Below are 26,713 nucleotides of genomic sequence, written 5' to 3'. Positions count from 1 at the left end.
TCTTTTGAGAGTTTTTTAAAAGTTTTCTGATGAGTTAACTGTCTGATAACAAGCGATAACCTAGACCGGGCTCTGTTTTGATAACACGCTGCTCATTGGCATTATCTTGGAGTTTTTTACGCAGCTGACTGACTAAAATCCGCAAGTAATGCGAATCTCGGGTGTGAGTAACGCCCCAAATATTGGCCAGTAACACTTCTTGCATCACCAGCTTATCTGGCGTGGTGATCAGCATGCGTAGAAAGGCGAATTCTTTTTTGGTTAACGCCAAAGGTGCGCCTTGAAACCACGCCTGATTGGTGCTGATTTCCAGCTTAATATCTCTTGTTTCTAGGATATCAGCAGGTAAGTGGGTATTTACTAAGTCCCGCAGCAAAACCTTCACTCGGGCGATCAACTCTCGAATGCCGAATGGCTTACTAAGATAATCATTCGCGCCTGCCTCAAGTAGACGAATTTTTTCCTCTTCCTCATCACGCGCGGTTAAAATCAGAATTGGTGTATGACTGGTGGCGCGCACGAAGTTGAGCAAATCCATACCATCGCCATCAGGCAACCCCAGATCCAATATCAACAAGTGCGGTGGGTTCTGCTCCATAATTTGCTTAGCTGACTGAATAGAGTCCGCACCAAGATATTCAAAACCTTCCGCCACCAATGAGATTCGCATAAAGGTGTGGATTTGTGGTTCGTCGTCGATCACCAGTATTTTATAAGAAGTCATGATGCACTCCCTTTGCCATGCCGTGATGGCTCAATGCTCGCGGGCAGACAGATGCGAATCAGACAACCTTGCGCAACGGGAATGGATTGAATCGTACCTTGATGGGCGGCAATAATGCCTTTTGATACCGCTAAACCTAACCCCGTACCACTGTCGCTACGCTTAAAAGAATCAACCGAATAAAACAGCTCAAAGATACTGTTTGACTGATCCGATCGAATACCAACACCTTGATCTTGCACGTCAATCACAATCTGAGGATGCTTATTATCTGTATCTAACGTACTTACAGAAATGATCACAGATTTATCGATTGGCGAATAGCGCAAGGCATTGTCGACAACGTTAAAAATCGCTTGTTGGATAAGCGACGCACTCACCGAAATCAGCGGCAGCTTGTCGTCTATTTGTAGTGTTAAACGTGATTTTTGCTCGCTAAAACGCGCCATAACAAGATCAATAATGGCAACAGCAGACTGTTCAGATTGTTTCGGAACCACCACACCATGCTGCAGTTTGGTCGCTTGCAACAGATTTTCGATGTATTGATGCAGTCGGTGACTTTCGCTGGTGGCACTGCCTAATAGCTCGGTTTTTTCCTTTTCAGTCAGCTTATTCGTGTACTCTTTAAGCGTACTCAAAGTACCAATAATCGTCGCCAAAGGCGTGCGTAAATCATGAGAAACGGACAATAAAATACGACTGCGTAACTGTTCTTGTTTTAATTGATTTTGTTGATGCTGATACAGCTCAGCTAGCCTACTGGTGATCACGGCCACCAGCAAAAACACCAGCAAATTCAACATGTCATCGCGGTTAAACATTTCAAAAGAATAACGCGGAACGGTGAAGAAAAAGTTGAAACACAAAGCCTCAAACAGAGCGACAACATAGACCCAACGAGGACGACACAAAAGCGCCACTACCACCACCGCCAATTGTAAAATCAGCAACACCGCAATATTTGACCCAAGCCAAGTATCCAACCCATAACTGATTAGCAGAGCCGCAACAACAGCACACACGGCTAGATAGTGAGAGGAGATGCTTGGCCAATTCTGTTTCATAGGGTCGCTTGTTATGGGCAATTAAATAGGGAAGAGCACAAGCAAGACTCTAACAAAGGCGATAAGCATTAGCGCGTAAAAAAAGCGTAATTTTTCATTACACCATCAAATTCACTCGCCTAGAAAACGACCTAATTTCATCGCGGCGGCGATGTTGCGTGAGGTGGTGATGAGGTTCTTTTCAGCCTGAGCCAGCACATTATCCAAGCTATCCAGCGCGGGAATAATCGGGAAAATAGCCAACATGCCGTGCGCCAAAATAGCCTCGGCGTCTTGTCCCAAACTACCAGCAATACCAATGGTTGGAACCTTATTTGCGTTGGCTTGTTTCAGCACGCCCATGGGCGTTTTGCCAAACACAGTTTGGCCATCAATTCGGCCTTCACCGGTGATGACCAAATCGGCATTTTGCAGTTTTTCAGCCAGACCAACGGTTTCCATCACAATCTCGATACCGGGTTTTAGCGTCGCATTAAGAAAGACTTTCGCCCCTAATCCCATGCCGCCAGCGGCACCAACGCCTGGCTCTAATCTGTGGTCCGCAAAGCCACTTTGCACTAACACATCCGCAAAATGACCAAGGGTTTTATCTAACAAGGCCACCATGTCTGGGGTGGCACCTTTTTGTGGCCCAAAGATAGCGGAAGCGCCATGTTCACCACATAACGGATTATCAACATCACAGGCGACATCGAAACGGCATTCGGCTAACAAAGGGTGCACCTGGCTCAAATCCACACGGCTTAATTGCGCCAGCGCCATGCCCCCAAACGGCAGTTCTTGATTGGTTTCATCTTGGAATTGAATGCCCAATGCTTGTGCCAAACCGACACCGGCATCATTGGTTGCACTGCCACCTAGTCCTAACACAATGTGTTTAATGCCTCGATCCAAGGCATCTTTGATGAGTTCGCCTGCGCCGAAGCTGGTGGTATAAAGCGGATCACGCTGATCCCGTGGCACCAAATGCAACCCTGAAGCCGACGCCATTTCAATCACTGCCGAGGTCGATGTTTGGCCCTCTACCGCGCCTAAAATACCGTATTGCGCCATCACTTTATTGCCCAGCGGCCCAGTCACTTCAAGATCCACCAAATACCCTTGCGTCGCTTCAACCATGGATTGCACCGTGCCTTCACCGCCATCGGCCATCGGCACTTTTACGTATTCCCCCGCCGGAAATACCTGACGAAAACCCGCTTCAATCGCATTGGCGACGTCAAAAGCGGTTAAGCTTTCTTTAAAGGAATCGGGTGCAATCACAATCTTCATAGTGGTTCCTTTCAACAATCCGTTACAGTAAGAATAAGCTCAAAATATACACAAGGCACATTGCGGTAACGCCTTGAATCAAGGTTGCCATGGTTTGCGCTTTATAAGCTTGAGAGACGCTCATGCGGCTAAATTGAGCCACTACCCAGAAGAAGCTATCGTTAGCATGAGATACCGTCATGGCGCCCGCACCAATTGCCATGACCGTTAATACTCGACCCATCTCACTGGCTAAGCCAATATCACCTAACATAGGCGCAACCAAAGCCGATGTTGCCACCAAAGCAACGGTAGAAGAGCCTTGTGCCGATTTTAATGCCGCCGACACAATAAACGGCATAAAAATACCAATCCCCAGCGCAGACAGTGACGTACCCAGAAAATCGCCAATCGGGGTGGCTTTCAGAACCGCACCAAAGGCACCACCGGCCCCCGTAATTAGCAAAATAGGGGCAGCAACCACCAAACCTTGGCTAATTCGCTCACTAAACTCTGCTATTTTTTTATCACTTTTTAGCAACAACAAAGATAAAAACAGACCAATTAGCAAGGCATTAACGGGTTGTCCTAAAAAGACCAATACATCATATAACGTCTCTTTCCCTAAAGGAGCAGAAGGAAAGCCGGCGATAGAACCAAAACAGATTAATAAAATAGGCACAAAAATCGGCGCAAAAGCTTTGAATGGGCTTGGCAGCTCACCGTAACTTTGCTTTAACGCTTCGTAGTCTGCATTTTGCGTTTTTAGTTCATCCGCGCCTTCACCATCAGGCTCGACATTCGCAAAGCGATTTGCCCACAACATGCCCGCCAAAGCGGCCACAGCAGCAACAAAAACCCCTACTAAGATAACCAAACCTAAATTTGACTCTAAGCCTAAGTTACCGGCAGCAGCAATAGGACCTGGCGTTGGCGGAACAAAAGTATGAGTAGCATAAAGCCCTGTTGCCAATGCCACACTCATGGACACACTGGAAACCTTCATACGATTTGCCATCGACTGCTTCAATGAGTTCAAAATGACAAAACCAGAATCACAAAACACAGGAATGGAGACAAGATAACCAATCAAAGACATGGTTAACGTAGGGAAGCGCTTACCTAAAAGCCTAATAACACAATCCGCCATGGTAATGGCGGCACCACTTTTTTCTAAAATGGCACCAATAATCGTGCCCAAAACGATCACTAAGCCTATGTACCCAAGAATGCCGCCAAAGCCCGATGTGATGGTTTTTGCGATATCACTACTTGGTAAACCGTAAGCAAAAGCCGCGATAAACGCCGCTAATATCAAGGTTAAGAAGGGATGAAGTTTAAATCTAGAGGTTGCGAGTACGATAAAGGCAATAACCCCTATCAAGATCAGTACTAAGTTCATCGAATAATGTCCTTTTTAATTTTAATTATTGGAGCCAATGACACCAGCGTTTAAGACTTTTCATTATTCAACAAATGCGCATCAGAAGCTTTAGCCACTTAGCTGGATATTGGGAGGATTTTTCTTTATTTTTTAGTCATTTGCACAAAAAAATGCATTTTTATGGGATAAGTCCTCCCTTTTCCAGTCATTGATCTGTTATCAACTGCCCCAAATACAGACTGAAAAGGCCATCTAAGGTATGAATATCAACATGGGTGATCGCTTGGATTTTGTCTAATCGGTAACGCAGCGTATTACGGTGAATGTGTAGCGCATTGGCACAGTGTTGTAAATCACCAAAATGAGTGGTGTAAGCTGCCAAGGTTTTTCTTAAAACACCTTTTTTATCAACGGATTGAAGCTGCTTATAATGACTGGAAAGAACCTCACCCCGCCAGTTATGCTTGAGGCCTGACAGCAAAACCTGCAAAGAGTAATCCTCAAAAAGATATTTTCTCTCTTCGCTGTTCATCTGCTTACCAATGCTTAAAGTCTCTTGTGCCGTTTGATAGGAGTGAGCAATGCCTTCAATGCTCGGAAAATAATGCCCTAAGGCAATTTTAATACGGTCTTTTAGATGCGCAGGCAAACGCTTTAGCAAGGAATCAATGCGTGTGCTTTCTAAAATAGGATCCCATTGTTTTCCATCAAGCAACGCGGGTTTTAAGATAACCAGCTGATTCAGTGATGTCATGGCCACTAAATTATCGCGTTCTGGATGCTGTAAAAGGCGCGATATTTCTTTAAGGTTGTTGGCACCATGACCATCATGCTGCACGCTGGCGTTCAAATCACTGACTTCAATAATAGCCGCGACTCTAGGGGTTTCTAGAGAAACACCTAATTGCGCTGCCCATTCTGTCAGCTGCGCTTTATGTGGGAGTTCTCCCTTAACCAGCTGTAATATAAACGCTTCTTTCTGACGGTTTTCCCATTGCAGATTGTCTTGTAAGTTAGCTTGCTCAACGATCATCTCTGCGGTCATTTTGAGCAACTGGCCATAAGGGGTTATTTCTTTAAATTCACCGGTTATCCCAATAACACCAATGATTTCTCCTTGATAATGCAGAGGTAAATTAATCCCCGGTTTAACGCCAATAAGTCCAGAAGCCACTTCTGCGGTAATTTCTACCACTCTATTTTGAGTGATCGCCAGTAAAGCCCCTTCATGAACCGCGCCAATACGCAGATTATCACCCGAACCAAGAATCACCCCTCGGCTGTTCATCACATTCACATTGTGACCCAAAATGCTCATGGTACGACTAACAATTTGCATCGCAATAGCGGGGTCTAAGACATCCATTGGCGCTCCAATCTATAACAAAGTAGGTGTCATATTACTGAAAATCCACGAGGGAAAATAGCGAGGTAGACATAAGCCAGACACAGAGTACAAAAGTATTCTGCGTCTGTAATAATTCAGTGTCTGTAATAAATCCAGAGCGTTGTTTTATCTTACGATTTTAATGTCACAATCACTCGACCGCGAACTTTACCATCGAGCAATTTATGGGCCGTGTCGACTACGTCTTCCAAGCCGATTTCTTCACTGATGCTGTCATAGTCTTCTGGTTGTAGTAGTTCACTCAAGCGCTGCCACGCTTCTATTCTGTCCGCTAAGGGCCGCATAACGCTGTCGATGCCGATCAATTTGATGCCTCGTAAGATGAAGGGAGCGACGGAAACGGGGAAGTCCATGCCTTGAGCCAAGCCGCAAGCGGTAACGACGCCGCCGTATTTGGTACTGGCGCACGCATTGGCTAAGGTGTGACTACCAACACAATCGATTACCCCTGCCCAATGCTCTTTCTGCAAAGGTTTACCAGGCTCAGACAAGGTATTTCGGTCGATAATGTCACGCGCTCCAAGGCTTTTTAGGTAATCGCTTTCTTCCATCCGCCCTGTGGAAGCAACCACATGATAACCAAGGCGGTTTAATAGACGAATCGCAAAGCTGCCCACACCACCGTTTGCACCGGTGACAAGAATATCGCCAGAATCCGGCGTAACACCTTGTTTTTCAAGGGCAAGAATCGACAACATTGCAGTATAGCCCGCGGTACCTATTGCCATAGATTGCTTTGGTTCTATACCTTTTGGTAGGGGAATAAGCCACTCACTTTTGAGTCGTGCTTTTTCGGCCAATCCACCCCAATGGACTTCCCCCACGCCAAAACCATTAAGCACAACGAAATTCCCCGGTGAGAAACGTTCAGAATCGCTTTGTAACACTTTGCCGACTAAATCGATGCCTGGCACCATAGGAAAAGAACGCACCACAGGCGCTTTGCCGGTGATGGCCAAACCATCTTTATAATTTAAAGTACTGTAATGTACCTCGATTAAGACATCGCCTTCAGGCAATTGATAGTCATGTAGTGTCGCCACGGATGCCGCACTTTTTTTATCTTCTTGCGTGATTAATATGGCTTTAAACATCATTTTCTCCCGTTTTGCTCTTTTAGTCTCATCTGATAACCATTAGATAACAATGATGAAAAAATCAACTCTAGTCCAGAAAAGCATCATATTAGTGTGTCTTCTCTTAGCAGGTCTTTTGTTGGCGGCAATCCAAAGTAGCGTTTATAGTCTCGGCTAAATTGATGGATACTGTTATAACCGACTTCTAATGAGACCTGACTGACATTCAAATAGCCTTGGTTCAATAGCATCTGTGCTTTAAGTAAACGTAGTCGCTTTAAATACTGCAAAGGGGAAGAGCCCGTGATGCTTTTAAAGTGATGATGGAAACTAGACACACTCATATGAGCATGTTCAGCAAGCTGCTCTACCCGAACCTCTTGGTCCAGCTGAAGATGTAATTGCTTAAGCGTATTTGCTATCAATGAAAAGCGGCCTTGATTCGTCACTAAGGCACGCAAAGCATCGCCTTGTGGACTTTGTAAGGCTTCAAAAATAACGTCTCGTACTCGACTTTGTCCCATGATTTTTGCCGTATAAGGGTCATGCAATGCTTTGATAAGACGCGCCACAGACTCCATCATATCCGCGCTCATCGGCACGGATGACATGGGAAAATGAGATACAGATGGCTTTAAATGCTCTTCAGAAGCAACAGACACCAACTCAGATAATAAAACAGGGTCAATCTCTATAGACACGCCAAGTAGCGGCTCTTCTTGACTGGCAAAGGTTTCGCATTCAAAAGGCAAAGGCAGGGTTTGGACCAAATAATGACCAGAATTATAGTGAATTTCACGGTCACCTAAGTAACCTATTTTTCGACCTTGCACAATAATCGTCAACCCAGGACGATAGATAAGGGGCATGCGAGGCAGAGACTTCGCACACTTCATCAGGCGAACATGAGTAATTAAGGTATCTGAAAAGCCATCGTCACTCACCAGAGGTTTGATCAAATTGACTAAATTGTTATCGCTCATGTTTGATCCATCTATAAAAAATCAATGCCGTTATTAGCGCTGAATTTAGGTCTTACGAGATTGTGTAGGAAAAGTAAAGTCTGCTCTATTTAGAGGAATAGGCAAAACTATAGCAAAAATGCACAACTTAATTGTGTTTGTTTTACTCTAAACTGAATACCACTAATGTTCTATTCAACCACTGGAGTAAAGGTTATGAGTCAAGCAAAAGCCTACGCAGCACAATCTGCCACCACCCCGTTAGCCCCGTTTTCATTTGAACGCCGCGCGCTTCGTGAAGATGATGTAAAGATCGATATTCTGTATTGTGGCGTCTGCCATTCCGACATTCATGTGGCTGAAAGTGATTGGGGGCCAAGTAACTATCCTATCGTTCCAGGCCATGAAATTGTGGGTAAAGTGACACAAGTTGGCAACAAGGTTTCTAAATACAAAATAGGCGATGTGGTCGGTGTTGGCTGTATGGTCGACTCTTGCCAGCATTGCTCGCACTGCGCCGCAGATCTAGAACAATATTGTGACAAGGGGTTTGTCGGAACTTACGGTTTCAACGACTTAATAGATGGCACCTTAACCTATGGCGGTTACTCAGATCACATAGTAGTAAGGGAAAAATTCGTTTTAGCCATTCCAGAAGCCCTTGATATAAGTAAAGCCGCACCATTATTGTGTGCTGGCATTACCACTTATTCTCCGCTTCGCCATCATGGTGTAAAAGCAGGCGATAAAGTCGGTGTTTTAGGCATGGGTGGCTTAGGTCACATGGGCGTCAAGTTCGCTAAAGCGCTCGGTGCAGAAGTGACTATCTTTACTCGTTCTGAAAGTAAAATTGCAGAAGCTAAAAAACAGGGCGCCGATCATGTCATTGTGTCGACCGATGACGCGCAAATGGCCGCTGCAACCATGCACTTTGACTATCTGTTAGACACTATTCCGGTACAACACGATTTGAACCCTTACCTAAATTGCTTAAAAGTCGATGGAACGCATATTTTAGTGGGATTAGTTGAACCAATGGAACCGGCGGTTCACTCTGCAAACTTGGTGTTGAAACGTCGCGTTCTGACCGGCTCTCTCATCGGCGGTATTGCAGAAACACAAGAGGTATTAGACTTCTGTGCACAGCACAATATCGAGTGTGATGCTGAGATGATCAATATCCAAGATATCAACCAAGCGTATCAACGCATGAAAAAAGGCGATGTGAAATATCGGTTTATCATTGATATGAAAAGCCTAAAAAACGACGAGTAAGCCAAGGTGTAAAACAACACCTAATCCATACAACGCCAGTGATGCCCTAACTTGCATCACTGGCGTTTTTTTTCGTCTGTCTAAAGCGGATATCCACACGGGGGCTTTTTAAGCCTATTTTTTTATACACAAGGCAATCGTTATCCCTGTCAAGGCGTTGACAGGGGATATTATGCACATTCTTAATTGTTCTGAAATATGAAGTTTTCAAAAAAATTAATTTTTTTGCCTGTGGACTCTTTTTTTAAAATAAGCGCTTTAAAAAAGCTATTTTTAAGGTAAAAGTCCAATAAAAACAAATAGATAATATTTATAAAATAACAAAAAAGTGCTGTTGATAAGTATGGTGATAGGTGGATAAGAAGTTTTGCACAGTTTTTAACAACTTAGAGGTAAAAAAACCACTCTGTATAAGTAGGGTATTTATACACAGGTTGAGGTTATCCACACCACAGGTAGTCATGCCCTCTCTTAACAAGATGTTATCTCTATAAGAATTTAATAAATAAGGATTTTTTATCGTTATACACAGATTTTCTCTTACTACATAAACATAACAAACATAAAAAGATCTATATACTTAATTAATTTATTAATATTGATGACCGGGGAATAGCCTCTAGCGTCTCTTTCTTTTTCAAAATTTGCCGATATACTAGGCCACCTTATCGAATCTGTTCGTTTTTTATTCATTCCATTCTATTGATTAGTAATACCGAGGTTGCTGTGGATTTCCCAAGTTGTTTTGATGTGATTGTGGTTGGTGGCGGACATGCTGGCACAGAAGCCGCTTTAGCCTCCGCTCGTATGGGTGTGAAAACACTTTTACTGTCCCATAACATTGAAACGTTAGGACAAATGTCTTGTAACCCTGCTATCGGTGGGATAGGGAAGTCACATTTGGTAAAAGAAATTGATGCTTTAGATGGCGCTATGGCATTAGCAACAGATCAAGCAGGCATTCAGTTTCGTACTTTGAACTCTCGTAAAGGGCCCGCTGTTCGAGCCACTCGTGCTCAAGCAGATCGTATCTTATACAAAGCCGCTATTCGTCATAAATTAGAAAACCAAGAAAATTTATGGCTTTTTCAACAGTCTGTAGAAGACCTAATTGTTGAAAATGGTGCTGCTCGTGGTGTCATTACCCAAACCGGTATACGGTTTAACAGTAAAACCGTGGTGCTAACGGCTGGGACTTTTCTAGGTGGCATTATCCATATTGGCTTACAAAATCATTCTGGTGGTCGAGCGGGTGATCCGCCATCCATTGGTTTAGCGCAAAAATTACGCGCCTTGCCTTTTCGTGTCGATCGTTTAAAAACCGGTACGCCACCTCGAATCGACGCTCGTTCGGTTGATTTCTCGCAAATGCAAGCGCAACCGGGCGATGATATTGATCCGGTCATGTCTTACATGGGGAATCGCGCCATGCACCCGCGTCAAATTGAGTGCTTTATTACCCATACCAACGAACGCACCCATGACATTATTCGTGCGGGAATGGACAGATCTCCTATGTACACTGGGGTTATTGAAGGAATTGGCCCACGTTATTGCCCTTCAATTGAAGATAAAATTGTCCGCTTTGCCGATAAAAACTCACACCAAATTTTTATCGAGCCTGAAGGGTTAACCACGCACGAATTGTACCCAAATGGTATTTCAACCTCGTTGCCATTTGATGTGCAAATTGAGTTGGTTCGTTCGATGAAAGGCATGGAAAACGCCCATATTACTCGCCCTGGCTACGCCATTGAGTACGATTATTTTAACCCGCAAGATCTAAAATATTCGTTAGAAACCAAACACATGCCAGGTTTGTTCTTTGCTGGACAAATCAATGGCACGACTGGCTACGAAGAAGCGGGTGCGCAAGGTTTATTGGCGGGCTTAAACGCAGCGTTATTAGCTCAAGATAAAGACGCTTGGACACCGCGCCGTGATGAAGCTTATCTTGGTGTATTGGTTGATGATTTGATTAGCATGGGAACGAAAGAACCCTACCGTATGTTCACCAGTCGTGCGGAATATCGTTTGATTTTACGTGAAGACAACGCCGACATGCGTCTCACCGAGAAAGGCCGTGAACTTGGCTTGGTCTCTGATGTGCGTTGGGCGGCGTTTTGTAAAAAGCGTGAAGCCATTGAATTGGAAACGCAACGTCTGAAATCCAGCTGGATTGTGCCTAATACACCAGAAGCCGACGCCATTAACCCCAAATTGGAAACGCCGATTACCCATGAATACAGTTTGTTAGATTTGCTTAAACGTCCGAATATTGTTTATTCCGATGTGGCGAATTTGAAAAATAGTCTTACTGAACCGGTTGATGAACAAGTTTCCGAGCAAGTGCAAATAGCGGTGAAATACGCAGGCTACATTACTCGTCAAGCTGACGATATTGAGCGTCTACGCCGCCAAGAAAATACTGCCTTGCCTGATGATTTGGATTATTTGAAGATGGAAGGTTTGTCGAATGAGATCAAACAAAAACTGACTCAGCTTCGTCCTGCGACACTTGCCTCGGCGTCTCGAATTCAAGGTGTCACGCCTGCTGCGGTGTCCTTACTGTTAATTCACTTGAAAAAACGTGCCATTGCGCGCAAAAGTGCCTAGAATCATCAGCCGATAATCCCTAATTGCTATTTATATAGAAATGGATCGACTGTGACACACTTTGACACTATTCAAAAAGGCGCCCAACAAATGGGCGCTGCTTTATCTGATGAAACGATTCAGACACTGGTAAAATACCTAGCCATGCTAGAAAAGTGGAACAAGGCTTATAACCTGACCGCGATTCGTGATGTGGAACAGATGATTTCTCTGCATTTATTTGATAGTTTGGCGACTTTACCCTTTATTACTGGCGCAAATATCATTGATGTGGGCACTGGTCCAGGTTTACCTGGTATGGTGCTTGCTATATGTTACCCAGAGAAACACGTCACGTTACTCGACAGTAATGGCAAAAAGACCCGTTTTTTGACGCAAGTTAAGATGGAATTGGGCATTCAAAATGTCACGGTCGCAAACGAGCGGGTTGAAAAACACCAGCATCAAGGTGAATACGATCATGTTATTTCACGAGCCTTTGCCTCTTTACAAGATATGATTAATTGGACATTACCGCTTCCTAAAGCGACGGGTAATTTTCTAGCCATGAAAGGGGTTTACCCTAGTGAAGAAATCGCGGCGCTACCGAAAGAGGTTGAATTAGTCTCAGTAGAACCTCTTAATGTGCCACATGTTCAGGCGGAGCGTCACATGGTCGTGATGACGCGTAAAGGATAAAGCATGGCAAGAATCATTGCAGTGACCAACCAAAAAGGTGGTGTGGGCAAAACCACCACCTGTGTTAATTTAGCGGCATCATTGGCAGCCATGAAGCGCCGAGTGCTGTTGATCGATTTAGACCCGCAGGGCAACGCGACGACAGGAAGTGGCTTGATTAAGGAAGAATTAGACACCAGTGTTTATGACGTTTTACTGGGGTCGCATGGCGTAAAAGACGTCATGGTAAAAAGCATGCCTGGTGAGTATTGGGTGTTGCCTGCGAATGGCGATTTGACTGGCGCAGAAGTGGCTTTATTGGATTTGCCCAGTAAAGAAACGCGTCTGCGTGCTGGTCTTTATGAAGTCGACAATGATTTCGATTTTATTTTGCTCGATTGCCCACCGTCTTTAAATATGTTGACAGTGAATGCATTGGCGGCGTCTCAAGGGGTGCTTATTCCGGTGCAATGTGAATATTATGCACTAGAAGGGTTAACCGCGTTATTGCAAACGATTAACCGTATTACCCAAGCATTAAACCCCGCATTAGAGGTCGAAGGAATTTTACGAACCATGTATGATCCACGTCCTAGCTTAACGCATGATGTTTCTAGCCAGCTTCATAAGCATTTTGGCGACAAGGTTTACGACACTGTGATCCCTCGAAATATCCGTTTGGCGGAGTCGCCAAGTTATGGCCTACCTGTCTTACATTACGAGAAACAATCTCGTGGCGCTATTGCTTACCTTGCTTTGGCGGGTGAGTTTATTCGAAAATCTGTAGTGTGATTACTGTTTTATAAGTGTGCTTTAATAGCCATTAGGGTTAATGAAATGACGATGAAAAAAAGAGGTCTAGGTCGTGGCTTAGATGCCTTATTGGCACCACAAACAACCTCAACCAAAGAGGTTAATGGCGGTGTTAATGATGAGCAGGTTAAAGGCTTGACCTATCTGCCTGTAGACTGGCTTTCAAAAGGCAAGTTTCAGCCTCGTCGTGACATGAATCCCGCTCACCTAGAAGATCTTGCTGCGTCCATTCGTAATCAAGGCATCATGCAGCCTATTGTGGTGCGACCCAGTGGCCATAATCAATATGAGATTATCGCTGGCGAACGTCGTTGGCGTGCGGCCAAACTGGCGGACCTAACGCAAGTTCCGGTTATTGTGCGCCATGTTGAAGACGCCGATGCGGTGGTGTTAGCTTTAATCGAAAACATTCAGCGTGAAGACCTGAACCCTGTTGAAGAAGCGTTAGCGTTACAGCGTTTGGTTGAAGACTTCCACCTCACCCAGCAAGAAGTAGCTGATACCGTTGGTAAATCTCGTTCTAGCGTGGCGAATTTGCTGCGCCTACTTGGATTGACGCCAGAAGTGCGACGTTTATTGGAACATGGCGATATTGAAATGGGTCACGCAAGGGCCTTACTTCCTCTAGAACATGACAAGCAAATTCAAGCCGCGTCACAAGTTGTCACCAAATCGCTGTCTGTACGTGAAACAGAAAGATTAGTGAAAACTTTCCAAGTGGAAAAAACGGCAGACAATAAACCTTCTCTGCCTGATTTAAGCGCAGAAGCGGAACGCATTAGCCAAAAAATCAATGCCGCGGTAAAAATACAGCCCTCTTCTAAAGGGAAGGGTAAGTTGGTTATTGAATATCGCAACCCTGAACATTTGGAGCGCTTGATTGGTGAGCTGCTAGAGGGGAAATGAAGCAATTTATGACAAGTGCTTTTTCCTATCTAGACAAGATACCTATAAAGTGATCCTGATAATCACTTTAAGTTGAACACGGCCGTCATTACCCCTATAATGCCTCGAATTTTGTAAATCATCGTATTGCTTGCACTTTTTTAGTGCGAAAAAGAGAGTTAGTAATGGAAGTGAATAAGCCGTTAAGTGCCAGTGCTATTATTAGCGCTAAAAAGAAGACGGTGTTTCGTTTCTTACGGTTACAAATATTTCTTACTATTTTCGTGTCGTTGGGAATTTTTTATGTTTCTGGCGGTCTGAGTGGGTACTCTTTTTTACTGGGTGCTTTTTGCAGTATTTTACCCAATATTTATATGGCTTGGCGTGTGTTTGGCCATAAAGGAATTTTGCCTGCAAAAGAAGTGGTTAAGTCCTTCTACAGGGGAGAAGCCGGAAAACTGGTGTTAACAGTATTACTGTTATCGCTGGTGTTTATCCTAGTGAAACCCTTGGCGGCAGGAAGCTTTTTTATAGGCTTCAGTTTAGCAATTTTGAGTCACTGGCTCAGTCCTGCGATTATTCGTTAAAAAAACGAATGGTAGGCGTGTGGTTTTATCATTGAAATAGCGTGGATATAAATATGGCAAGTGAAAATCCAACCGCTTCGGAATATATACAGCATCACCTTCAGAATTTGACTTATGGTCAGCACCCTGATGGTAGCTGGGGTATTGCGAAGACATCTCAAGAAGCATCGGACATGGGCTTTTGGGCGATACATTTAGACACAATGGGGTTCTCTATTGGTTTAGGTATTCTATTCCTATGGTTATTCCGTATTGCCGCGAAAAAAGCATCAGTAGAAACACCAAGAGGCCTACAGAATTTTGTAGAACTTATGGTCGAGTTTATTGATAACTCCGTTAAAGAAAGTTTTCATGGCAAAAGTAAAGTCATCGCCCCGTTGGCATTGACGGTTTTTGTCTGGATATTTTTGATGAACTTAATGGATTTGGTCCCTATTGATTTTATTCCAAGAATAGCGAGTGATGTTTTTGGTTTAGAGTACTTTAAAATAGTGCCAACAACCGATATTAACGCCACTATTGGTTTGTCTATATCTGTGTTCTTACTGATTATTTTCTACAGCATCAGCATCAAAGGGTTTGGTGGTTTTGCGAAAGAGCTGACATTACAACCTTTCAATACGCCGATCATGATTCCATTTAACTTTATATTGGAAATGGTTGGCTTGTTGGCGAAACCTGTGTCATTAGCATTGCGACTGTTCGGTAACCTGTATGCCGGCGAATTGATTTTTATCTTGATCGCCATTTTGCCATGGGGTGTTCAATGGGCTCTGTCTGTACCATGGGCAATTTTCCATATATTGATCATCACACTGCAAGCTTTTATCTTCATGATGTTGACCATTGTGTACTTGAGTATGGCTACTGAAAAGCACTAAAGTTTGTTACCTTTTAAAGTAATAATTTATAAACCTTGAATCTAAAACTGTAAAATCTAGGAGTTAAAATGGAAACTGTAGTTGGTTTAACTGTTATCTCTGTAGCAATCCTTATCGGCTTGGCTGCATTGGGCACAGCAATTGGCTTTGCTATCTTGGGTGGCAAATTTCTTGAAGCAAGTGCGCGTCAACCAGAACTTGCACCAATGCTACAAACCAAGATGTTCATCGTGGCAGGTCTTTTGGACGCTGTTTCTATGATCGGTGTTGGTATTGCATTGTTCTTCACTTTCGCAAACCCATTCGTTGCTTTGGTTGCAGGCTAATATCTCACTTTATTGTAAGTGACTTATTTTTTGAACGACTAAAGCGAGGGTATTAGCGTGAATTTGAATCTCACACTTATAGGCCAAGCTATTTCGTTTGCTATTTTTGTCTGGTTCTGCATGAAATTTGTGTGGCCACCAGTGATTGCTGCGCTCGAAGAGCGTAGCAAAAAAATAGCAGACGGTTTAGAAGCAGCGAACCGCGCTTCACGTGATCTTGAATTGGCACAAGAACAAGCCTCTCAGGTATTACGTGAAAGCAAAGACAACGCGGCCGAGATTATTGAACAAGCCAACAAACGTGCGAACCAAATGATCGACGAGGCAAAAGAGCAGGTGATTGCTGATGGCAAGCGTCTGCGCGAAGCAGCTCAAGCGGAAATAGAACAAGATGTTATGCGTGCTAAAGAAGCATTGCGTGCTCAAGTTGCTGTTTTAGCTTTTGCTGGAGCCGAGAAAATTTTGGGCGCCACCATTGACGAAAAAGCACATAGCGAGATCGTTGAACAGCTCGCCAAAGAGCTTTAAGCGAGGGTCTAATGGCTGAATTAAAAACAGTCGCGCGACCGTACGCTAAAGCGGTTTTTGAAGTCGCTAGAGAGCAAGGTCATATTTCAGAGTGGGCAGAAATGTTAAACACATTAGCCGCTGTGACAGTAGAACCTAAGCTTAAAAAAGCACTTGGAAATCCGGCTTTTAGTGCGGAAGAGAAGGCAAACGCTCTGGCAGATGTTTGTGCAGAAGTAACAACAGAACAAGGGAAAGCATTTTTACTGACCCTTGCTATGAATAAGCGTTTATCGCTTCTTCCTGCTATTTCTGAGTTATTTGTACAGTTTAAACTGAACTATGAAAAAGCGGTAAATGTTCAATTTACGTCCGCTTTTGCATTATCAGCTGAACAAACACAGGCATTGGCCGCATCATTGGCGAAAAAGTTGGACCGTACTGTCAACTTATCCAGTGACACAGACGCGAGCCTAATTGGTGGCGTGGTTATCCGTACCGGTGACTTAATCATCGACGGTTCAGTACGCGGTAAATTAGCGAAACTGGCCGAGGCGATAAACTCCTAGTGTTTCGTTAAGTCGAAACCAGGGTTGAGGAATTTAGCATGCAGCAACTGAATCCATCTGAGATCAGCGAGATTATCAAGAAGCGCATCGAGAACCTCGATGTATCTTCTGATGCCCAAAATGAGGGCACAATTGTCAGTGTGGCAGACGGTATCGTTCTGATCCACGGCTTGGCAGATGTTATGTACGGGGAAATGATTGAATTCCCTGGTGGTATTTACGGTATTGCCTTGAACCTAGAGCGTGACTCTGTGGGCGCGGTCGTATTGGGTCAATACCAAAGCCTTGTAGAAGGCCAAAAAGTGAAATGTACAGGTCGTATATTGGAAGTTCCAATTGGTCCTGAACTACTTGGTCGTGTTGTTGACGCATTGGGTAACCCAATCGACGGCAAAGGCGCTATCAATGCAAAACTAACCGATAAAGTTGAAAAAGTGGCGCCGGGCGTTATCGAACGTCAGTCCGTTGATCAACCGATTCAAACAGGTTATAAAGCCATTGATGCTATGGTGCCAATTGGCCGTGGTCAACGTGAGTTGATCATCGGTGACCGTCAGATTGGTAAGACTGCTCTAGCGATCGACACCATTATTGCTCAGAAAGATTCTGGCATTAAATGTGTGTACGTAGCGATTGGTCAAAAACAATCTACTATTGCCAACGTCGTGCGTAAGCTTGAAGAAGCGGGCGCGATGGCATACACCACAGTAGTAGCCGCTGGCGCATCTGATCCAGCAGCAATGCTTTACATAGCGCCATACACTGGCTGTACTATGGGTGAATATTTCCGTGACCGCGGTGAAGACGCGTTGATCGTATACGACGATTTGACCAAGCAAGCTTGGGCTTACCGTCAGATCTCTTTGCTACTTCGTCGTCCACCAGGTCGTGAAGCGTACCCTGGCGATGTTTTCTACCTTCACTCTCGTCTTCTTGAGCGTGCGTCTCGTGTAAACGTTGACTACGTAGAGAAATTCACCAATGGTGAAGTGAAAGGCAAAACCGGTTCTTTGACCGCATTGCCAATCATCGAGACACAAGGTGGTGACGTATCGGCTTTCGTACCAACCAACGTTATCTCCATCACTGATGGTCAGATATTCTTGGAAACGAGCTCGTTTAACGCGGGTATTCGTCCAGCGATGAACGCCGGTATTTCGGTGTCTCGTGTTGGTGGTGCCGCGCAAACTAAGATTGTCAAAAAACTTGGCGGTGGTATTCGTCTTGCATTGGCTCAGTATCGTGAATTGGCGGCATTCGCTCAGTTCGCATCTGACCTAGACGAAGCGACTCGTAAACAGCTTGAACATGGTAAACAGGTTACTGAACTGATGAAACAAAAGCAGTTCTCTCCTATGCCTGTGGCTGATATGGGCGTGGTTCTTTACGCTGCTAACGATGGCTACCTTGAAGATGTTGAAACAAGCAAAATTGGCAGTTTTGAAAATGCTTTGTTGAGCTACATGAACAGCGAATACGTTGATCTAATGGCCGACATTAACAAAACTGGCAACTTTAACGGCGAGATTGAAGCGACTTTGAAAGCGGCAATCGAGAAGTTTAAAGCGACGCAAACTTGGTAATGACTTTGGTGACAAGCGGATGTTTAGCTTGTCACCAGTTTCGAACAGTTTGTGAAATAACATTCTCACAAGGGTAGTTCATTATGGCAGTCGGAAAAGAGATACGTACTCAGATTTCGAGCATTAATAATACGCGTAAAATTACTCGTGCAATGGAAAAAGTTGCCGCAAGTAAAACGCGTAAAGCTCAGGATCGTATGGCCGCTTCTCGTCCGTATGCGGAACGAATTCGCCAAGTAGTTGGTCATTTGGCCAACGCGAATCCTGAGTACAAACACCGTTACCTTACCGATCGTGAGGCGAAGCGTGTTGGTTATATCGTAGTCTCTTCTGACCGTGGTTTATGTGGTGGTTTGAACGTTAACTTGTTTAAAGCCGCTATTAAAAGCATGAAACAGTTTGCTGAGACAGATGTGGAAGTTGACATCTGTGCTGTCGGTAGCAAAGCGGTTTCTTTCTTTCGTAACTACGGCGGAAACGTGACAGCAGCGATCACAGGTTTGGGTGATGCACCTAAAGTCGACGATTTAGTCGGCAGTGTGAAAGTCATGCTGGATGCGTTCGATGAAGGTCGTATTGATCGTCTTTATGTGGTTTCTAACGAGTTTATCAATACGATGACTCAGAAGCCGGCGGTTGAGCAGCTTTTGCCGTTGCAAGCGGAAGAGAATACAGAGTTACAGCACCACTGGGATTATATCTACGAACCGGATGCCGTTGAAATTTTAGACGAATTATTGGTTCGCTATATTGAATCTCAAGTATATCAGTCTGTGGTTGAAAACATTGCGTGTGAACAAGCAGCGCGTATGCTGGCAATGAAAAACGCAACCGACAACGCAGGCGATATCATTGATGAATTGCAGTTGGTGTACAACAAGGCTCGTCAAGCAGCGATTACTCAGGAGATTTCTGAGATAGTCAGCGGCGCGGCAGCGGTTTAAGGTATTTAGGTATTTAAGAGGATCCGAACATGAGTAGCGGACACATCGTACAGGTTATTGGCGCGGTTATGGACGTGGAATTCCCACGTGATAGCGTACCAAAAGTATATGATGCCCTGACCATTGAGGGTAAAGAGTTGGTGTTGGAAGTTCAACAACAACTAGGCGACGGTATTGTTCGTACCATCGCCATGGGTTCCACTGACGGTATTAAGCGTGGTTTGGTTGTTGAAAATACAAACAAGCCGGTTTCTGTCCCCGTTGGTATTAAAACACTAGGACGTATTATGGACGTTCTAGGTAATCCGATTGACGAAAAAGGCCCAATCGGCGAAGAAGAGCGTTGGTCTATTCACCGTTCCGCTCCTTCTTATGCAGAGCAGTCTTCTAGCAACGAATTGCTAGAAACAGGCATCAAGGTTATCGACCTTGTTTGTCCGTTCGCGAAAGGCGGTAAAGTCGGTCTGTTTGGTGGTGCCGGTGTTGGTAAAACCGTCAACATGATGGAACTTATCCGTAACATCGCCATCGAGCACAGCGGTTACTCTGTATTCGCTGGTGTGGGTGAGCGTACTCGTGAAGGTAACGACTTCTACCACGAGATGACTGACTCGAACGTAATCGACAAAGTATCTCTAGTATACGGCCAAATGAACGAGCCACCAGGTAACCGTCTACGTGTTGCTTTGACGGGTTTGACCATGGCGGAGAAGTTCCGTGACGAAGGTCGTGACGTACTTTTCTTCGTAGATAACATCTACCGTTACACGCTTGCGGGTACGGAAGTATCTGCATTGCTAGGTCGTATGCCATCTGCGGTAGGTTACCAGCCGACACTTGCTGAAGAGATGGGTGTTCTGCAAGAACGTATCACCTCGACTAAGACTGGTTCTATCACGTCTGTTCAAGCGGTATACGTACCAGCGGATGACTTGACTGACCCGTCTCCAGCAACGACTTTCTCTCACTTGGACGCAACCGTTGTATTGTCTCGTGACATCGCATCTTTGGGTATTTACCCAGCGATCGATCCTCTTGACTCTACTTCACGTCAGCTTGACCCATTGGTTATCGGTCAAGAGCATTACGACGTAGCACGTGGCGTTCAAATGGTATTGCAGCGTTACAAAGAATTGAAAGACATCATCGCGATCTTGGGTATGGACGAGTTATCTGAAGAAGATAAGCAAACGGTTAACCGTTCTCGTAAAATCCAGCGTTTCTTGTCTCAGCCTTTCTTCGTAGCAGAAGTCTTTACAGGTTCACCTGGTAAGTATGTTTCTTTGAAAGATACTATCCGTGGCTTTAAAGGCATCTTGGATGGTGAGTTTGATGACCTTCCAGAGCAAGCGTTTTACATGATTGGCAGCATCGACGAAGCCGTCGAAAAAGCTAAGAAACTTTAACCATCACACGCCGTAAAAGCGTCATCTGGCGCTTTTACTAAGTATGACTAAGAGAGGCAACTTATGGCTATCACAGTACACTGCGATATCGTAAGCGCTGAACAAGAAATTTTTTCCGGTTCGGTTCAATTTCTTGTGGCTTCAGGTTGTTATGGTGATCTAGGTATCATGCCAGGTCATGCTGCCTTATTAACAACGCTGGAAGCTGGTCCTGTCCGTGTGGTTAAAGAAAATGGTGATGAAGAGTTTATCTTCGTGTCGGGTGGCTTCCTAGAAGTTCAACCACACCGTGTCACCGTCTTGGCTAACACAGCCACTCGTGCAAGAGATCTAGACGAAGAGGCGGCCATAAAAGCGCAAGAACACGCAAAAGAGCTTTTAGCCAATCAACAAGCCGATGTCGACTACTCTCGTGCAACAGCGGAATTGGCAGAAGCCGTCGCCCGTTTACGTACTATTCAACAGTTCCGCCATCAAAGCTAAGCGGTCGTGTTGAAGATGAAAGTCAAAAAAAGCAGCCTTCGAGCTGCTTTTTTATTGGCTATTGTTTAGTGGTTATTCTTTAGTGCTTATTGTTCAGTGGAAAGTTTTTTTAATGGAAAACCGCCTTTTAAAGCATCTTCCACAGCGTATCAAAAATAATCTGCTGGGCTTTGGCGATGTCTTTCGATTCCAATACCACGGCAGAAGGGAAGTTGTTGCTCGCCAAGGAAATAATCGCACACTTGGGTGGGTAAATAGCGATATAGCTGGCGTCGACCGAACCTTCCGTTTTGATCCACTTTCGTTCCGACAATTCGGCTTCTTCACCCCCATCCCCAAGCGCGATGACTTTCACGTTAATGCCCAGCTTCACTCGTTGTTTGGTGTAGTTGGGAAAAGGGCGATACAAAAAAGGCCGAATTGGCTTGGAAGAAAACACACAATATTCTTTGTGGTCTTGTTGCGACACCACGTTTAAAATATCGCGCAATACCCACTCTATGCCATCGTCGCCTTCATAATAACGCACATGGGTTTGATGATAGTCTGGTTGCTGCTGGTGCAGATTAGGAATGATGGTGTTTTTTAGGTTTTCTATGGTTTTATTGAGCCGACTGCGCTTTTCTTCGGCTAGGTTCAATAAAATATCTGGATTCTCAGCGGTAAAAAAACGTCGCTTCCCCTTAGGGAAATAACTGACTATGCCTTTTGTTTGTAACTGCTTTAGAGACTCATAGGCCGTACCGCGATTGATGCCACTGTGTTCGGCAATGTCTCGTATGGAAGACGGGCCAAGTTTTAACAAGGTTTGGTAAAGCTGCGTTTCTTTTGGTGTTAAACCAAGCATTTCAAAAGCTTGCTGAATCATAGGGTGCTAATACCTGATCATAATTTATCGCGTTTTTAATGGCTTAAAAGCATACACTTATTGATACAAAAAGCGCAGGGCGATTTGCCTGCGAGGAGAGAAAAGTGACAAACGATCAACGATTTGGGGGCATTCGTCGTTTATATGGCGATGCTGTGTATGAGGTGTTTACTCAAGCTCACGTTTGTGTGATTGGCATTGGTGGCGTGGGTTCTTGGGCGGCCGAGGCCTTGGCTCGTTCGGCAATTGGTCACATCACACTGATCGATATGGACGATGTGTGCATCACCAATATTAATCGTCAAATTCACGCCTTAACGGATACCGTCGGTCAATCCAAAGTCGAAGTGATGGCAGAACGGATTAAGCTAATTAATCCTGATTGCCAAGTCACTTGCCTAGAAGACTTTATCACCCCTGATAACCTCCCTGAGCTGCTCTCTACACCGTTTGACTACATCATTGACTGCATAGACAGCATCAAACCCAAAGCCGCTCTTATGGCGTGGAGTAAGAGCAACAAACGCAAAGTCATCACCGTTGGCGGCGCAGGTGGGCAAATTGATCCGACGAAAATTCTCATCGGCGATCTTTCCAAAACCGAAAAAGATCCGTTAGCCGCCAAATTACGTAATTTTCTGCGACGTTATTACAACTTTACCCGCAATCCTAAACGCCGCTTTGACATCGAATGCGTGTATTCCACCGAGCAATTACGCTATCCGCAAGGGGACGGTACCGTGTCTCATCAGCGCTTAAAAGGCGATACGGAAACCAAAATGAACTGCGACACCGGCTTTGGAGCCAGCACCGCAGTGACCGCTTCCTTCGCCTTTGTCGCGGTATCGAGAGTATTGGAAAAACTGGCTCAAAAGGCGAATCCATGACACCAACTACTATGACCTTCTTTGAACGCTTTGAGGCCGATATTCTAGCGGGTAAAAAAACCATTACCTTGCGCGATGAAGCGGAAAAGTACTATGTTCCCGGCTCGGTTGTCACCGTGTCCACCTTCGAAGAGGGTCGTGAGTTTTGTCGCTTGGAAATACTTTCTGTCGAGCCTATCTTGTTTGACGCATTAACGGATTATCACGCCGAGCAAGAAAATATGACGCTGGATGAATTGAAGGAAGTGATTCAAGCCATTTACCCAGGGATTCAGCAGCTGTATCTGATTTCTTATCAGCTAAAAGGGTTATTAAAGGTTAATTAAAAATAAGTCAGCAATTTTTTACAAGAGTGGCAGCAGGGATGTTTATCAATGTTTAAAGATGAGTTTTGTTATATATCGACAAATGATGTCTTAGAGGGCCTTGAAGTCATCGATGCCCAATTTACTGATACTACCTTTGGTCGGCATGCTCATGCGGAATATGTTATTTCTGTTGTCGATCAAGGCGTTAAACAGTTTCATCACAAAGGCGTGACGCATAATGCACTTGCAGGCGATGTTTCTATCATCAGCCCAGATGAACTGCATACTGGCTCTAAAGGTAATGGTGAGGGGTGGCGATACCGAGCGATTTACCCTTCTGCAAGTCAAATTAGACGGATTTATCAGGAGGTTTTTGCCAAGGAAGGACTGCCGACTTTTAAGCAAAGCGTTATCAAGGATGAGCGTTTAACACGACAAATGCAGATGCTGTTGGCTAAGCTTGGGTCTGGGGCTGAGTCTCTTGATCTGGAGGTTCATTGGGAGCTTTTATTGGTAAAATTATTGCAAAAGTATGCTCATCAGCGAGGTCACTCAGAGCTTATTCTTAGTAAAGCCCAAGCGAATATTGCGTTGGCGCGGGATTATCTCGCGGATCATTTCCAGCAAAAAGTGTCTCTCGATGAAGTAGCACAGCAAGCGGGCATTAGTAAATTTCATCTGATTAAAGAATTTAAGCGGTGTTATCAGCTGACGCCTCATCAATATCAAATCCAACAACGCCTGAATTATGCTAGGGCTCAACTTAAAGCGGGGGCGAGTGCGATAGATGTGGCGAATTGTTGCGGCTTTCATGACCAAAGCCATTTCAGCAAGACTTTTGTGAATGCCATGGGGATTTCTCCCTCGGCATATCGACAGCAATTTTTTACAAGATAAAAGCGAATTGGCCGATTAGAGTGGTGACCTCAATAGCGAGTGAGTAGCGTGATGGAAAATCAACTAGCGTTTTTGGCCATTTGTCTGGCGTCGGCATTGTCGCCAGGGCCTGGTGGATTGGCTGTCGTCAGTAATAGTATTAATCAGAATTTGCGCGGCACCTTGCCGGTGATTTTTGGTATCGCCACAGGGTTAACCTTAGCTTCTGTATTGGCGAATACTTGGTTGTTGGCCGTGATTCATTCTAGTGAACAAGCGTTTCAAATCATGACGTGGTTATGCAGTGGCTATATCGCTTATTTGGGCTGCAAAGCCTTGTATTACGCCAACAGTGAGATGACCATCGCCGCGCAAGGGTACAGTTTTAAAAACGGTGTGTTGATCTCGTTATTGAACCCAAAAACGCTGGTGTTTTTTGGCGCTTTATTTCCGCTGTTTGTGCCGTCTAACGAGCATTTTGCGACCTACGCTATTTTGCTCACGGCGGAGTTAGTGGTGATCACCTTGATCATCCATGTGCTTATCTCTTCCGCTATAGATAAGGTGTCGCACTTATTAAAACACCATCTCGTGCTGATTAATCGCATTACAGGATTGTTGTTTATCAGTTTGGGCATCGCCGGTTTTATTGTTTAGGAACTTGTATCTTTGCCAAAATTGCCAACACGCCATTGGTTCTAGAGCTGGTGAGGTAACTTGATAAGTTGAGTTCGGCCAGTTCCTTTTTCAAATCCATTTGTTGGATCTCCGCCAACGTTTTCCCTTCTACCAAGCTCAATATAGCGACCAACACGCCACGCATGAGTTTGGCATCGCTGTCGGCTTTGAAGTGACGAAGCCCATCTATTTCTTGGTCTATCAGCCAAACGGCGCTTTCGCAGCCTTTTATTTTATTGTCTTCGGTTTTTTCTTCTGCAGACAGTCTTGGCAAGGTTTTGCTTAATGTTACCAATGTCTTGAAGGTTTCTTCTTTGCTGCGGCAAGCTTGTAGCTGGGCTTTTATGTTTGCTGGCTTTTGTTGTCCTAAAGAATCTGTCATCACTGGTTACTCATCGTTTAGTAAGTCTATGGCGTCGAGTAGCACATCACAGAAGCGGTTGGCTTCTGCCATGGTGTTGTAACAGGCGAAAGACGCGCGCAAGGTTCCCGCGACGCCAAGCTGGGCCATTAGCGGATGGGCACAGTGGCTACCGGCTCGAACCGCCACACCTTGGCTATCTAGGTAAGCGTTTAAATCCAAGAGGTGCATATGGGGCACACTTAGGGAAACCAAAGTGGTGTTTTTTTCGGGCGAATAGATGTCGATACCGCCGGCTTTATGCAGTCTGCTGTAAACATGTGAAGCGAGGGATTGTTCCCACGCTAATAAGGCCAGACGATCCTGAGAGCAGAGAAAGTCACAAGCCGCCGCTAGGCCAATAACGCCTTCGATATGTGGCGTTCCCGCTTCCAAACGATAAGGTAGGATATTGAATTCGGTGGCTTGATAGGACACATGGCGCACCATTTCACCGCCGGTTTGGTAAGGTAGTAAAACCTCCAATGCATGACTTTTGCCATACAAAACGCCAACACCTGTTGGCCCATACATTTTATGGCCGGAAAACACATAGAAGTCACAGTCTAACGCTTGTACATCAACAGGATAGTGCGCCACGGCTTGCGCGCCATCGACCAAGGTAAACGCGCCTTGTTGCTTGGCGTGGTCGAGCATGATTTGCAGTGGTGTACTGACGCCGATGGCATTGGAAATGTGAGTAGCGGCAAAAATACGTGTGCGATCGGTGAAGTAGTGGCGGAATTCTGGTTCCCATTCACCATTGGAGGTTAACGGCAAAATGCGTAGGCGCGCGCCAGTGCGAAACGCCAGCTGTTGCCAAGGCACCAAATTAGCGTGATGCTCTAAACTGGTGATAAGGATTTCATCGCCTTTTTCCAGCAGGTGTTCTAGGCCGTAAGCAAGGGTGTTGATGGATTCTGTGGTGCCTTTTGTCCAAATAACATGGCTTTGTTCGGGCGCATTGATAAAGCTTGCGACCGTGTCTCGGGCTTGCTCAAAACGGTTGGTGGCGCGATCACTCAGAAAATGCGCGCCGCGATGGACATTAGCATTGATATTGCGGTAATAATCTTGAATGGCATCCAATACTGGCAGAGGCTTTTGTGTCGTCGCGGCATTATCCAAATAGGTTAATGGATGGCCGTAGGCAGATTGCGCCAAAATAGGAAAAAGGGGACGAAGTAATAAAGGGTCAAAAGCCATGAATACTCTATGTTGAAATCAGCGCAAGATAGAAGAAATTGTACCTTAACTGCCATTAAAATCGGCAATTATTGGTGTTTTACTTG

At 44.9% G+C, this 26,713-nt stretch carries 28 protein-coding genes; 18 read left to right on the top strand and 10 right to left on the bottom strand.

Annotation, left to right across the window (positions count from 1 at the left end; all coding sequences use genetic code 11):
- Window positions 1–34: 34 nt before the first annotated feature.
- The 7 genes from J8N69_RS07935 to J8N69_RS07905 all read right to left on the bottom strand — a co-directional run bounded on the left by J8N69_RS07935 (window position 35) and on the right by J8N69_RS07905 (window position 7,893).
- Window positions 35–724, bottom strand: a complete 690-nt coding sequence (locus J8N69_RS07935; RefSeq protein WP_168823726.1) for a response regulator transcription factor — start codon at window positions 722–724, stop codon at window positions 35–37.
- Entirely contained in the window at window positions 721–1,791 is a 1,071-nt protein-coding gene (locus tag J8N69_RS07930) for a sensor histidine kinase (RefSeq protein ID WP_168823727.1), read from the bottom strand. Before J8N69_RS07930 ends, J8N69_RS07935 begins: the two co-directional genes overlap by 4 nt.
- Window positions 1,792–1,902: 111 nt before the next feature.
- On the bottom strand, window positions 1,903–3,063 hold the full coding sequence (locus tag J8N69_RS07925; protein ID WP_168823728.1) for a glycerate kinase: 1,161 nt from the start codon (window positions 3,061–3,063) through the stop codon (window positions 1,903–1,905).
- 22 nt (window positions 3,064–3,085) lie between these two features.
- The gene (locus J8N69_RS07920; RefSeq protein WP_168823729.1) at window positions 3,086–4,444 is read right to left on the bottom strand and encodes a GntP family permease; all 1,359 of its coding nucleotides are present in this window, start codon (window positions 4,442–4,444) and stop codon (window positions 3,086–3,088) included.
- Window positions 4,445–4,631: 187 nt separating this feature from the next.
- Window positions 4,632–5,792, bottom strand: a complete 1,161-nt coding sequence (locus tag J8N69_RS07915; protein ID WP_168823732.1) for a sugar diacid recognition domain-containing protein — start codon at window positions 5,790–5,792, stop codon at window positions 4,632–4,634.
- Between the two features lie 152 nt (window positions 5,793–5,944).
- Complete coding sequence (gene acuI, locus J8N69_RS07910; RefSeq protein WP_168823734.1) at window positions 5,945–6,928, bottom strand: acrylyl-CoA reductase (NADPH); 984 nt, start codon at window positions 6,926–6,928, stop codon at window positions 5,945–5,947.
- A gap of 86 nt (window positions 6,929–7,014) precedes the next feature.
- Entirely contained in the window at window positions 7,015–7,893 is an 879-nt protein-coding gene (locus J8N69_RS07905; RefSeq protein ID WP_168823736.1) for an AraC family transcriptional regulator, read from the bottom strand.
- 195 nt (window positions 7,894–8,088) lie between these two features.
- Between J8N69_RS07905 and J8N69_RS07900 the strand changes: the two genes are divergently transcribed.
- The 14 genes from J8N69_RS07900 to J8N69_RS07835 all read left to right on the top strand — a co-directional run bounded on the left by J8N69_RS07900 (window position 8,089) and on the right by J8N69_RS07835 (window position 21,404).
- Window positions 8,089–9,147, top strand: a complete 1,059-nt coding sequence (locus tag J8N69_RS07900) for an NAD(P)-dependent alcohol dehydrogenase (RefSeq protein ID WP_168823738.1) — start codon at window positions 8,089–8,091, stop codon at window positions 9,145–9,147.
- A gap of 726 nt (window positions 9,148–9,873) precedes the next feature.
- The gene (gene mnmG / locus J8N69_RS07895; RefSeq protein ID WP_168823740.1) at window positions 9,874–11,763 is read left to right on the top strand and encodes a tRNA uridine-5-carboxymethylaminomethyl(34) synthesis enzyme MnmG; all 1,890 of its coding nucleotides are present in this window, start codon (window positions 9,874–9,876) and stop codon (window positions 11,761–11,763) included.
- Window positions 11,764–11,814: 51 nt separating this feature from the next.
- Entirely contained in the window at window positions 11,815–12,441 is a 627-nt protein-coding gene (gene rsmG / locus J8N69_RS07890) for a 16S rRNA (guanine(527)-N(7))-methyltransferase RsmG (protein ID WP_168823742.1), read from the top strand.
- 3 nt (window positions 12,442–12,444) lie between these two features.
- Window positions 12,445–13,212 (top strand): ParA family protein, encoded by a 768-nt coding sequence (locus tag J8N69_RS07885; RefSeq protein ID WP_168823744.1) that lies wholly within the window; start codon window positions 12,445–12,447, stop codon window positions 13,210–13,212.
- Window positions 13,213–13,257: 45 nt separating this feature from the next.
- A complete protein-coding gene (locus J8N69_RS07880) occupies window positions 13,258–14,139 on the top strand; it encodes a ParB/RepB/Spo0J family partition protein (protein WP_168823746.1) in 882 nt (293 codons plus the stop codon).
- Window positions 14,140–14,303: 164 nt separating this feature from the next.
- Window positions 14,304–14,705 carry an ATP synthase subunit I gene (locus J8N69_RS07875; protein ID WP_168823748.1) on the top strand — a complete coding sequence of 134 codons (402 nt, stop codon included), beginning with the start codon at window positions 14,304–14,306 and terminating at the stop codon, window positions 14,703–14,705.
- A gap of 53 nt (window positions 14,706–14,758) precedes the next feature.
- Window positions 14,759–15,586 (top strand): F0F1 ATP synthase subunit A, encoded by an 828-nt coding sequence (atpB, locus tag J8N69_RS07870; protein ID WP_168823749.1) that lies wholly within the window; start codon window positions 14,759–14,761, stop codon window positions 15,584–15,586.
- A 68-nt stretch (window positions 15,587–15,654) separates the two neighbouring features.
- Window positions 15,655–15,912 (top strand): F0F1 ATP synthase subunit C, encoded by a 258-nt coding sequence (gene atpE, locus J8N69_RS07865; RefSeq protein ID WP_111605816.1) that lies wholly within the window; start codon window positions 15,655–15,657, stop codon window positions 15,910–15,912.
- A gap of 57 nt (window positions 15,913–15,969) precedes the next feature.
- Window positions 15,970–16,440, top strand: coding sequence for a F0F1 ATP synthase subunit B (locus J8N69_RS07860; RefSeq protein ID WP_168823752.1), 471 nt, complete (start codon window positions 15,970–15,972; stop codon window positions 16,438–16,440).
- 11 nt (window positions 16,441–16,451) lie between these two features.
- Complete coding sequence (locus J8N69_RS07855) at window positions 16,452–16,988, top strand: F0F1 ATP synthase subunit delta (protein ID WP_168823754.1); 537 nt, start codon at window positions 16,452–16,454, stop codon at window positions 16,986–16,988.
- Window positions 16,989–17,026: 38 nt separating this feature from the next.
- Window positions 17,027–18,571 carry a F0F1 ATP synthase subunit alpha gene (gene atpA, locus J8N69_RS07850; RefSeq protein WP_168823756.1) on the top strand — a complete coding sequence of 515 codons (1,545 nt, stop codon included), beginning with the start codon at window positions 17,027–17,029 and terminating at the stop codon, window positions 18,569–18,571.
- 83 nt (window positions 18,572–18,654) lie between these two features.
- A complete protein-coding gene (gene atpG / locus J8N69_RS07845) occupies window positions 18,655–19,515 on the top strand; it encodes a F0F1 ATP synthase subunit gamma (protein ID WP_168823758.1) in 861 nt (286 codons plus the stop codon).
- A 29-nt stretch (window positions 19,516–19,544) separates the two neighbouring features.
- The gene (gene atpD, locus J8N69_RS07840) at window positions 19,545–20,921 is read left to right on the top strand and encodes a F0F1 ATP synthase subunit beta (RefSeq protein ID WP_168823760.1); all 1,377 of its coding nucleotides are present in this window, start codon (window positions 19,545–19,547) and stop codon (window positions 20,919–20,921) included.
- Window positions 20,922–20,984: 63 nt separating this feature from the next.
- A complete protein-coding gene (locus J8N69_RS07835; protein WP_111605822.1) occupies window positions 20,985–21,404 on the top strand; it encodes a F0F1 ATP synthase subunit epsilon in 420 nt (139 codons plus the stop codon).
- A 127-nt stretch (window positions 21,405–21,531) separates the two neighbouring features.
- Here J8N69_RS07835 and J8N69_RS07830 read toward each other — a convergent pair whose 3' ends face one another.
- Window positions 21,532–22,272 (bottom strand): TrmB family transcriptional regulator, encoded by a 741-nt coding sequence (locus tag J8N69_RS07830; protein ID WP_168823762.1) that lies wholly within the window; start codon window positions 22,270–22,272, stop codon window positions 21,532–21,534.
- Between the two features lie 104 nt (window positions 22,273–22,376).
- On the opposite strand from J8N69_RS07830, the gene tcdA reads away from it, so the two are divergent.
- From tcdA to J8N69_RS07810, 4 genes are read left to right on the top strand one after another with little or no spacing between them, the layout of a single operon-like run.
- Window positions 22,377–23,159 (top strand): tRNA cyclic N6-threonylcarbamoyladenosine(37) synthase TcdA, encoded by a 783-nt coding sequence (tcdA, locus tag J8N69_RS07825; RefSeq protein ID WP_168823764.1) that lies wholly within the window; start codon window positions 22,377–22,379, stop codon window positions 23,157–23,159.
- Window positions 23,156–23,485: a N(4)-acetylcytidine aminohydrolase gene (gene yqfB, locus J8N69_RS07820; protein ID WP_168823766.1), complete on the top strand. Its 330-nt coding sequence runs from the start codon at window positions 23,156–23,158 to the stop codon at window positions 23,483–23,485. The genes tcdA and yqfB overlap by 4 nt, the downstream gene beginning before the upstream one ends.
- A 48-nt stretch (window positions 23,486–23,533) precedes the next feature.
- On the top strand, window positions 23,534–24,364 hold the full coding sequence (locus J8N69_RS07815; protein WP_168823768.1) for an AraC family transcriptional regulator: 831 nt from the start codon (window positions 23,534–23,536) through the stop codon (window positions 24,362–24,364).
- Window positions 24,365–24,415: 51 nt separating this feature from the next.
- Window positions 24,416–25,000: a LysE family translocator gene (locus J8N69_RS07810; RefSeq protein WP_168823770.1), complete on the top strand. Its 585-nt coding sequence runs from the start codon at window positions 24,416–24,418 to the stop codon at window positions 24,998–25,000.
- On the opposite strand, the gene J8N69_RS07805 is transcribed toward J8N69_RS07810, so the two are convergent.
- Both J8N69_RS07805 and J8N69_RS07800 read right to left on the bottom strand, forming a co-directional pair.
- Window positions 24,990–25,403 carry a SufE family protein gene (locus J8N69_RS07805; protein WP_168823772.1) on the bottom strand — a complete coding sequence of 138 codons (414 nt, stop codon included), beginning with the start codon at window positions 25,401–25,403 and terminating at the stop codon, window positions 24,990–24,992. The two genes, J8N69_RS07810 and J8N69_RS07805, sit on opposite strands and share 11 nt — an antisense overlap.
- 6 nt (window positions 25,404–25,409) lie before the next feature.
- Window positions 25,410–26,627, bottom strand: coding sequence for an aminotransferase class V-fold PLP-dependent enzyme (locus J8N69_RS07800; protein ID WP_168823773.1), 1,218 nt, complete (start codon window positions 26,625–26,627; stop codon window positions 25,410–25,412).
- Window positions 26,628–26,713 lie beyond the last annotated feature (86 nt).

This window comes from Marinomonas profundi, from assembly GCF_020694005.1.
Classification (GTDB): domain Bacteria; phylum Pseudomonadota; class Gammaproteobacteria; order Pseudomonadales; family Marinomonadaceae; genus Marinomonas; species Marinomonas profundi.
This window is presented reverse-complemented; position numbering and strand designations above follow the sequence as displayed.

Coding starts and splice junctions, on each gene's coding strand:
- J8N69_RS07830 (WP_168823762.1), bottom strand. CDS start 22,272: ATGATTCAGCAAGCTTTTGAAATGCTTGGTTTAACACCAAAAGAAACG.
- atpG (WP_168823758.1), top strand. CDS start 18,655: ATGGCAGTCGGAAAAGAGATACGTACTCAGATTTCGAGCATTAATAAT.
- J8N69_RS07880 (WP_168823746.1), top strand. CDS start 13,258: ATGACGATGAAAAAAAGAGGTCTAGGTCGTGGCTTAGATGCCTTATTG.
- J8N69_RS07920 (WP_168823729.1), bottom strand. CDS start 4,444: ATGAACTTAGTACTGATCTTGATAGGGGTTATTGCCTTTATCGTACTC.
- J8N69_RS07915 (WP_168823732.1), bottom strand. CDS start 5,792: ATGGATGTCTTAGACCCCGCTATTGCGATGCAAATTGTTAGTCGTACC.
- J8N69_RS07900 (WP_168823738.1), top strand. CDS start 8,089: ATGAGTCAAGCAAAAGCCTACGCAGCACAATCTGCCACCACCCCGTTA.
- atpD (WP_168823760.1), top strand. CDS start 19,545: ATGAGTAGCGGACACATCGTACAGGTTATTGGCGCGGTTATGGACGTG.
- J8N69_RS07925 (WP_168823728.1), bottom strand. CDS start 3,063: ATGAAGATTGTGATTGCACCCGATTCCTTTAAAGAAAGCTTAACCGCT.
- atpA (WP_168823756.1), top strand. CDS start 17,027: ATGCAGCAACTGAATCCATCTGAGATCAGCGAGATTATCAAGAAGCGC.
- yqfB (WP_168823766.1), top strand. CDS start 23,156: ATGACACCAACTACTATGACCTTCTTTGAACGCTTTGAGGCCGATATT.
- J8N69_RS07930 (WP_168823727.1), bottom strand. CDS start 1,791: ATGAAACAGAATTGGCCAAGCATCTCCTCTCACTATCTAGCCGTGTGT.
- acuI (WP_168823734.1), bottom strand. CDS start 6,928: ATGTTTAAAGCCATATTAATCACGCAAGAAGATAAAAAAAGTGCGGCA.
- atpB (WP_168823749.1), top strand. CDS start 14,759: ATGGCAAGTGAAAATCCAACCGCTTCGGAATATATACAGCATCACCTT.
- J8N69_RS07805 (WP_168823772.1), bottom strand. CDS start 25,403: ATGACAGATTCTTTAGGACAACAAAAGCCAGCAAACATAAAAGCCCAG.
- J8N69_RS07935 (WP_168823726.1), bottom strand. CDS start 724: ATGACTTCTTATAAAATACTGGTGATCGACGACGAACCACAAATCCAC.
- J8N69_RS07810 (WP_168823770.1), top strand. CDS start 24,416: ATGGAAAATCAACTAGCGTTTTTGGCCATTTGTCTGGCGTCGGCATTG.
- J8N69_RS07885 (WP_168823744.1), top strand. CDS start 12,445: ATGGCAAGAATCATTGCAGTGACCAACCAAAAAGGTGGTGTGGGCAAA.
- J8N69_RS07800 (WP_168823773.1), bottom strand. CDS start 26,627: ATGGCTTTTGACCCTTTATTACTTCGTCCCCTTTTTCCTATTTTGGCG.
- J8N69_RS07815 (WP_168823768.1), top strand. CDS start 23,534: ATGTTTAAAGATGAGTTTTGTTATATATCGACAAATGATGTCTTAGAG.
- J8N69_RS07905 (WP_168823736.1), bottom strand. CDS start 7,893: ATGAGCGATAACAATTTAGTCAATTTGATCAAACCTCTGGTGAGTGAC.
- atpE (WP_111605816.1), top strand. CDS start 15,655: ATGGAAACTGTAGTTGGTTTAACTGTTATCTCTGTAGCAATCCTTATC.
- J8N69_RS07835 (WP_111605822.1), top strand. CDS start 20,985: ATGGCTATCACAGTACACTGCGATATCGTAAGCGCTGAACAAGAAATT.
- J8N69_RS07875 (WP_168823748.1), top strand. CDS start 14,304: ATGGAAGTGAATAAGCCGTTAAGTGCCAGTGCTATTATTAGCGCTAAA.
- J8N69_RS07855 (WP_168823754.1), top strand. CDS start 16,452: ATGGCTGAATTAAAAACAGTCGCGCGACCGTACGCTAAAGCGGTTTTT.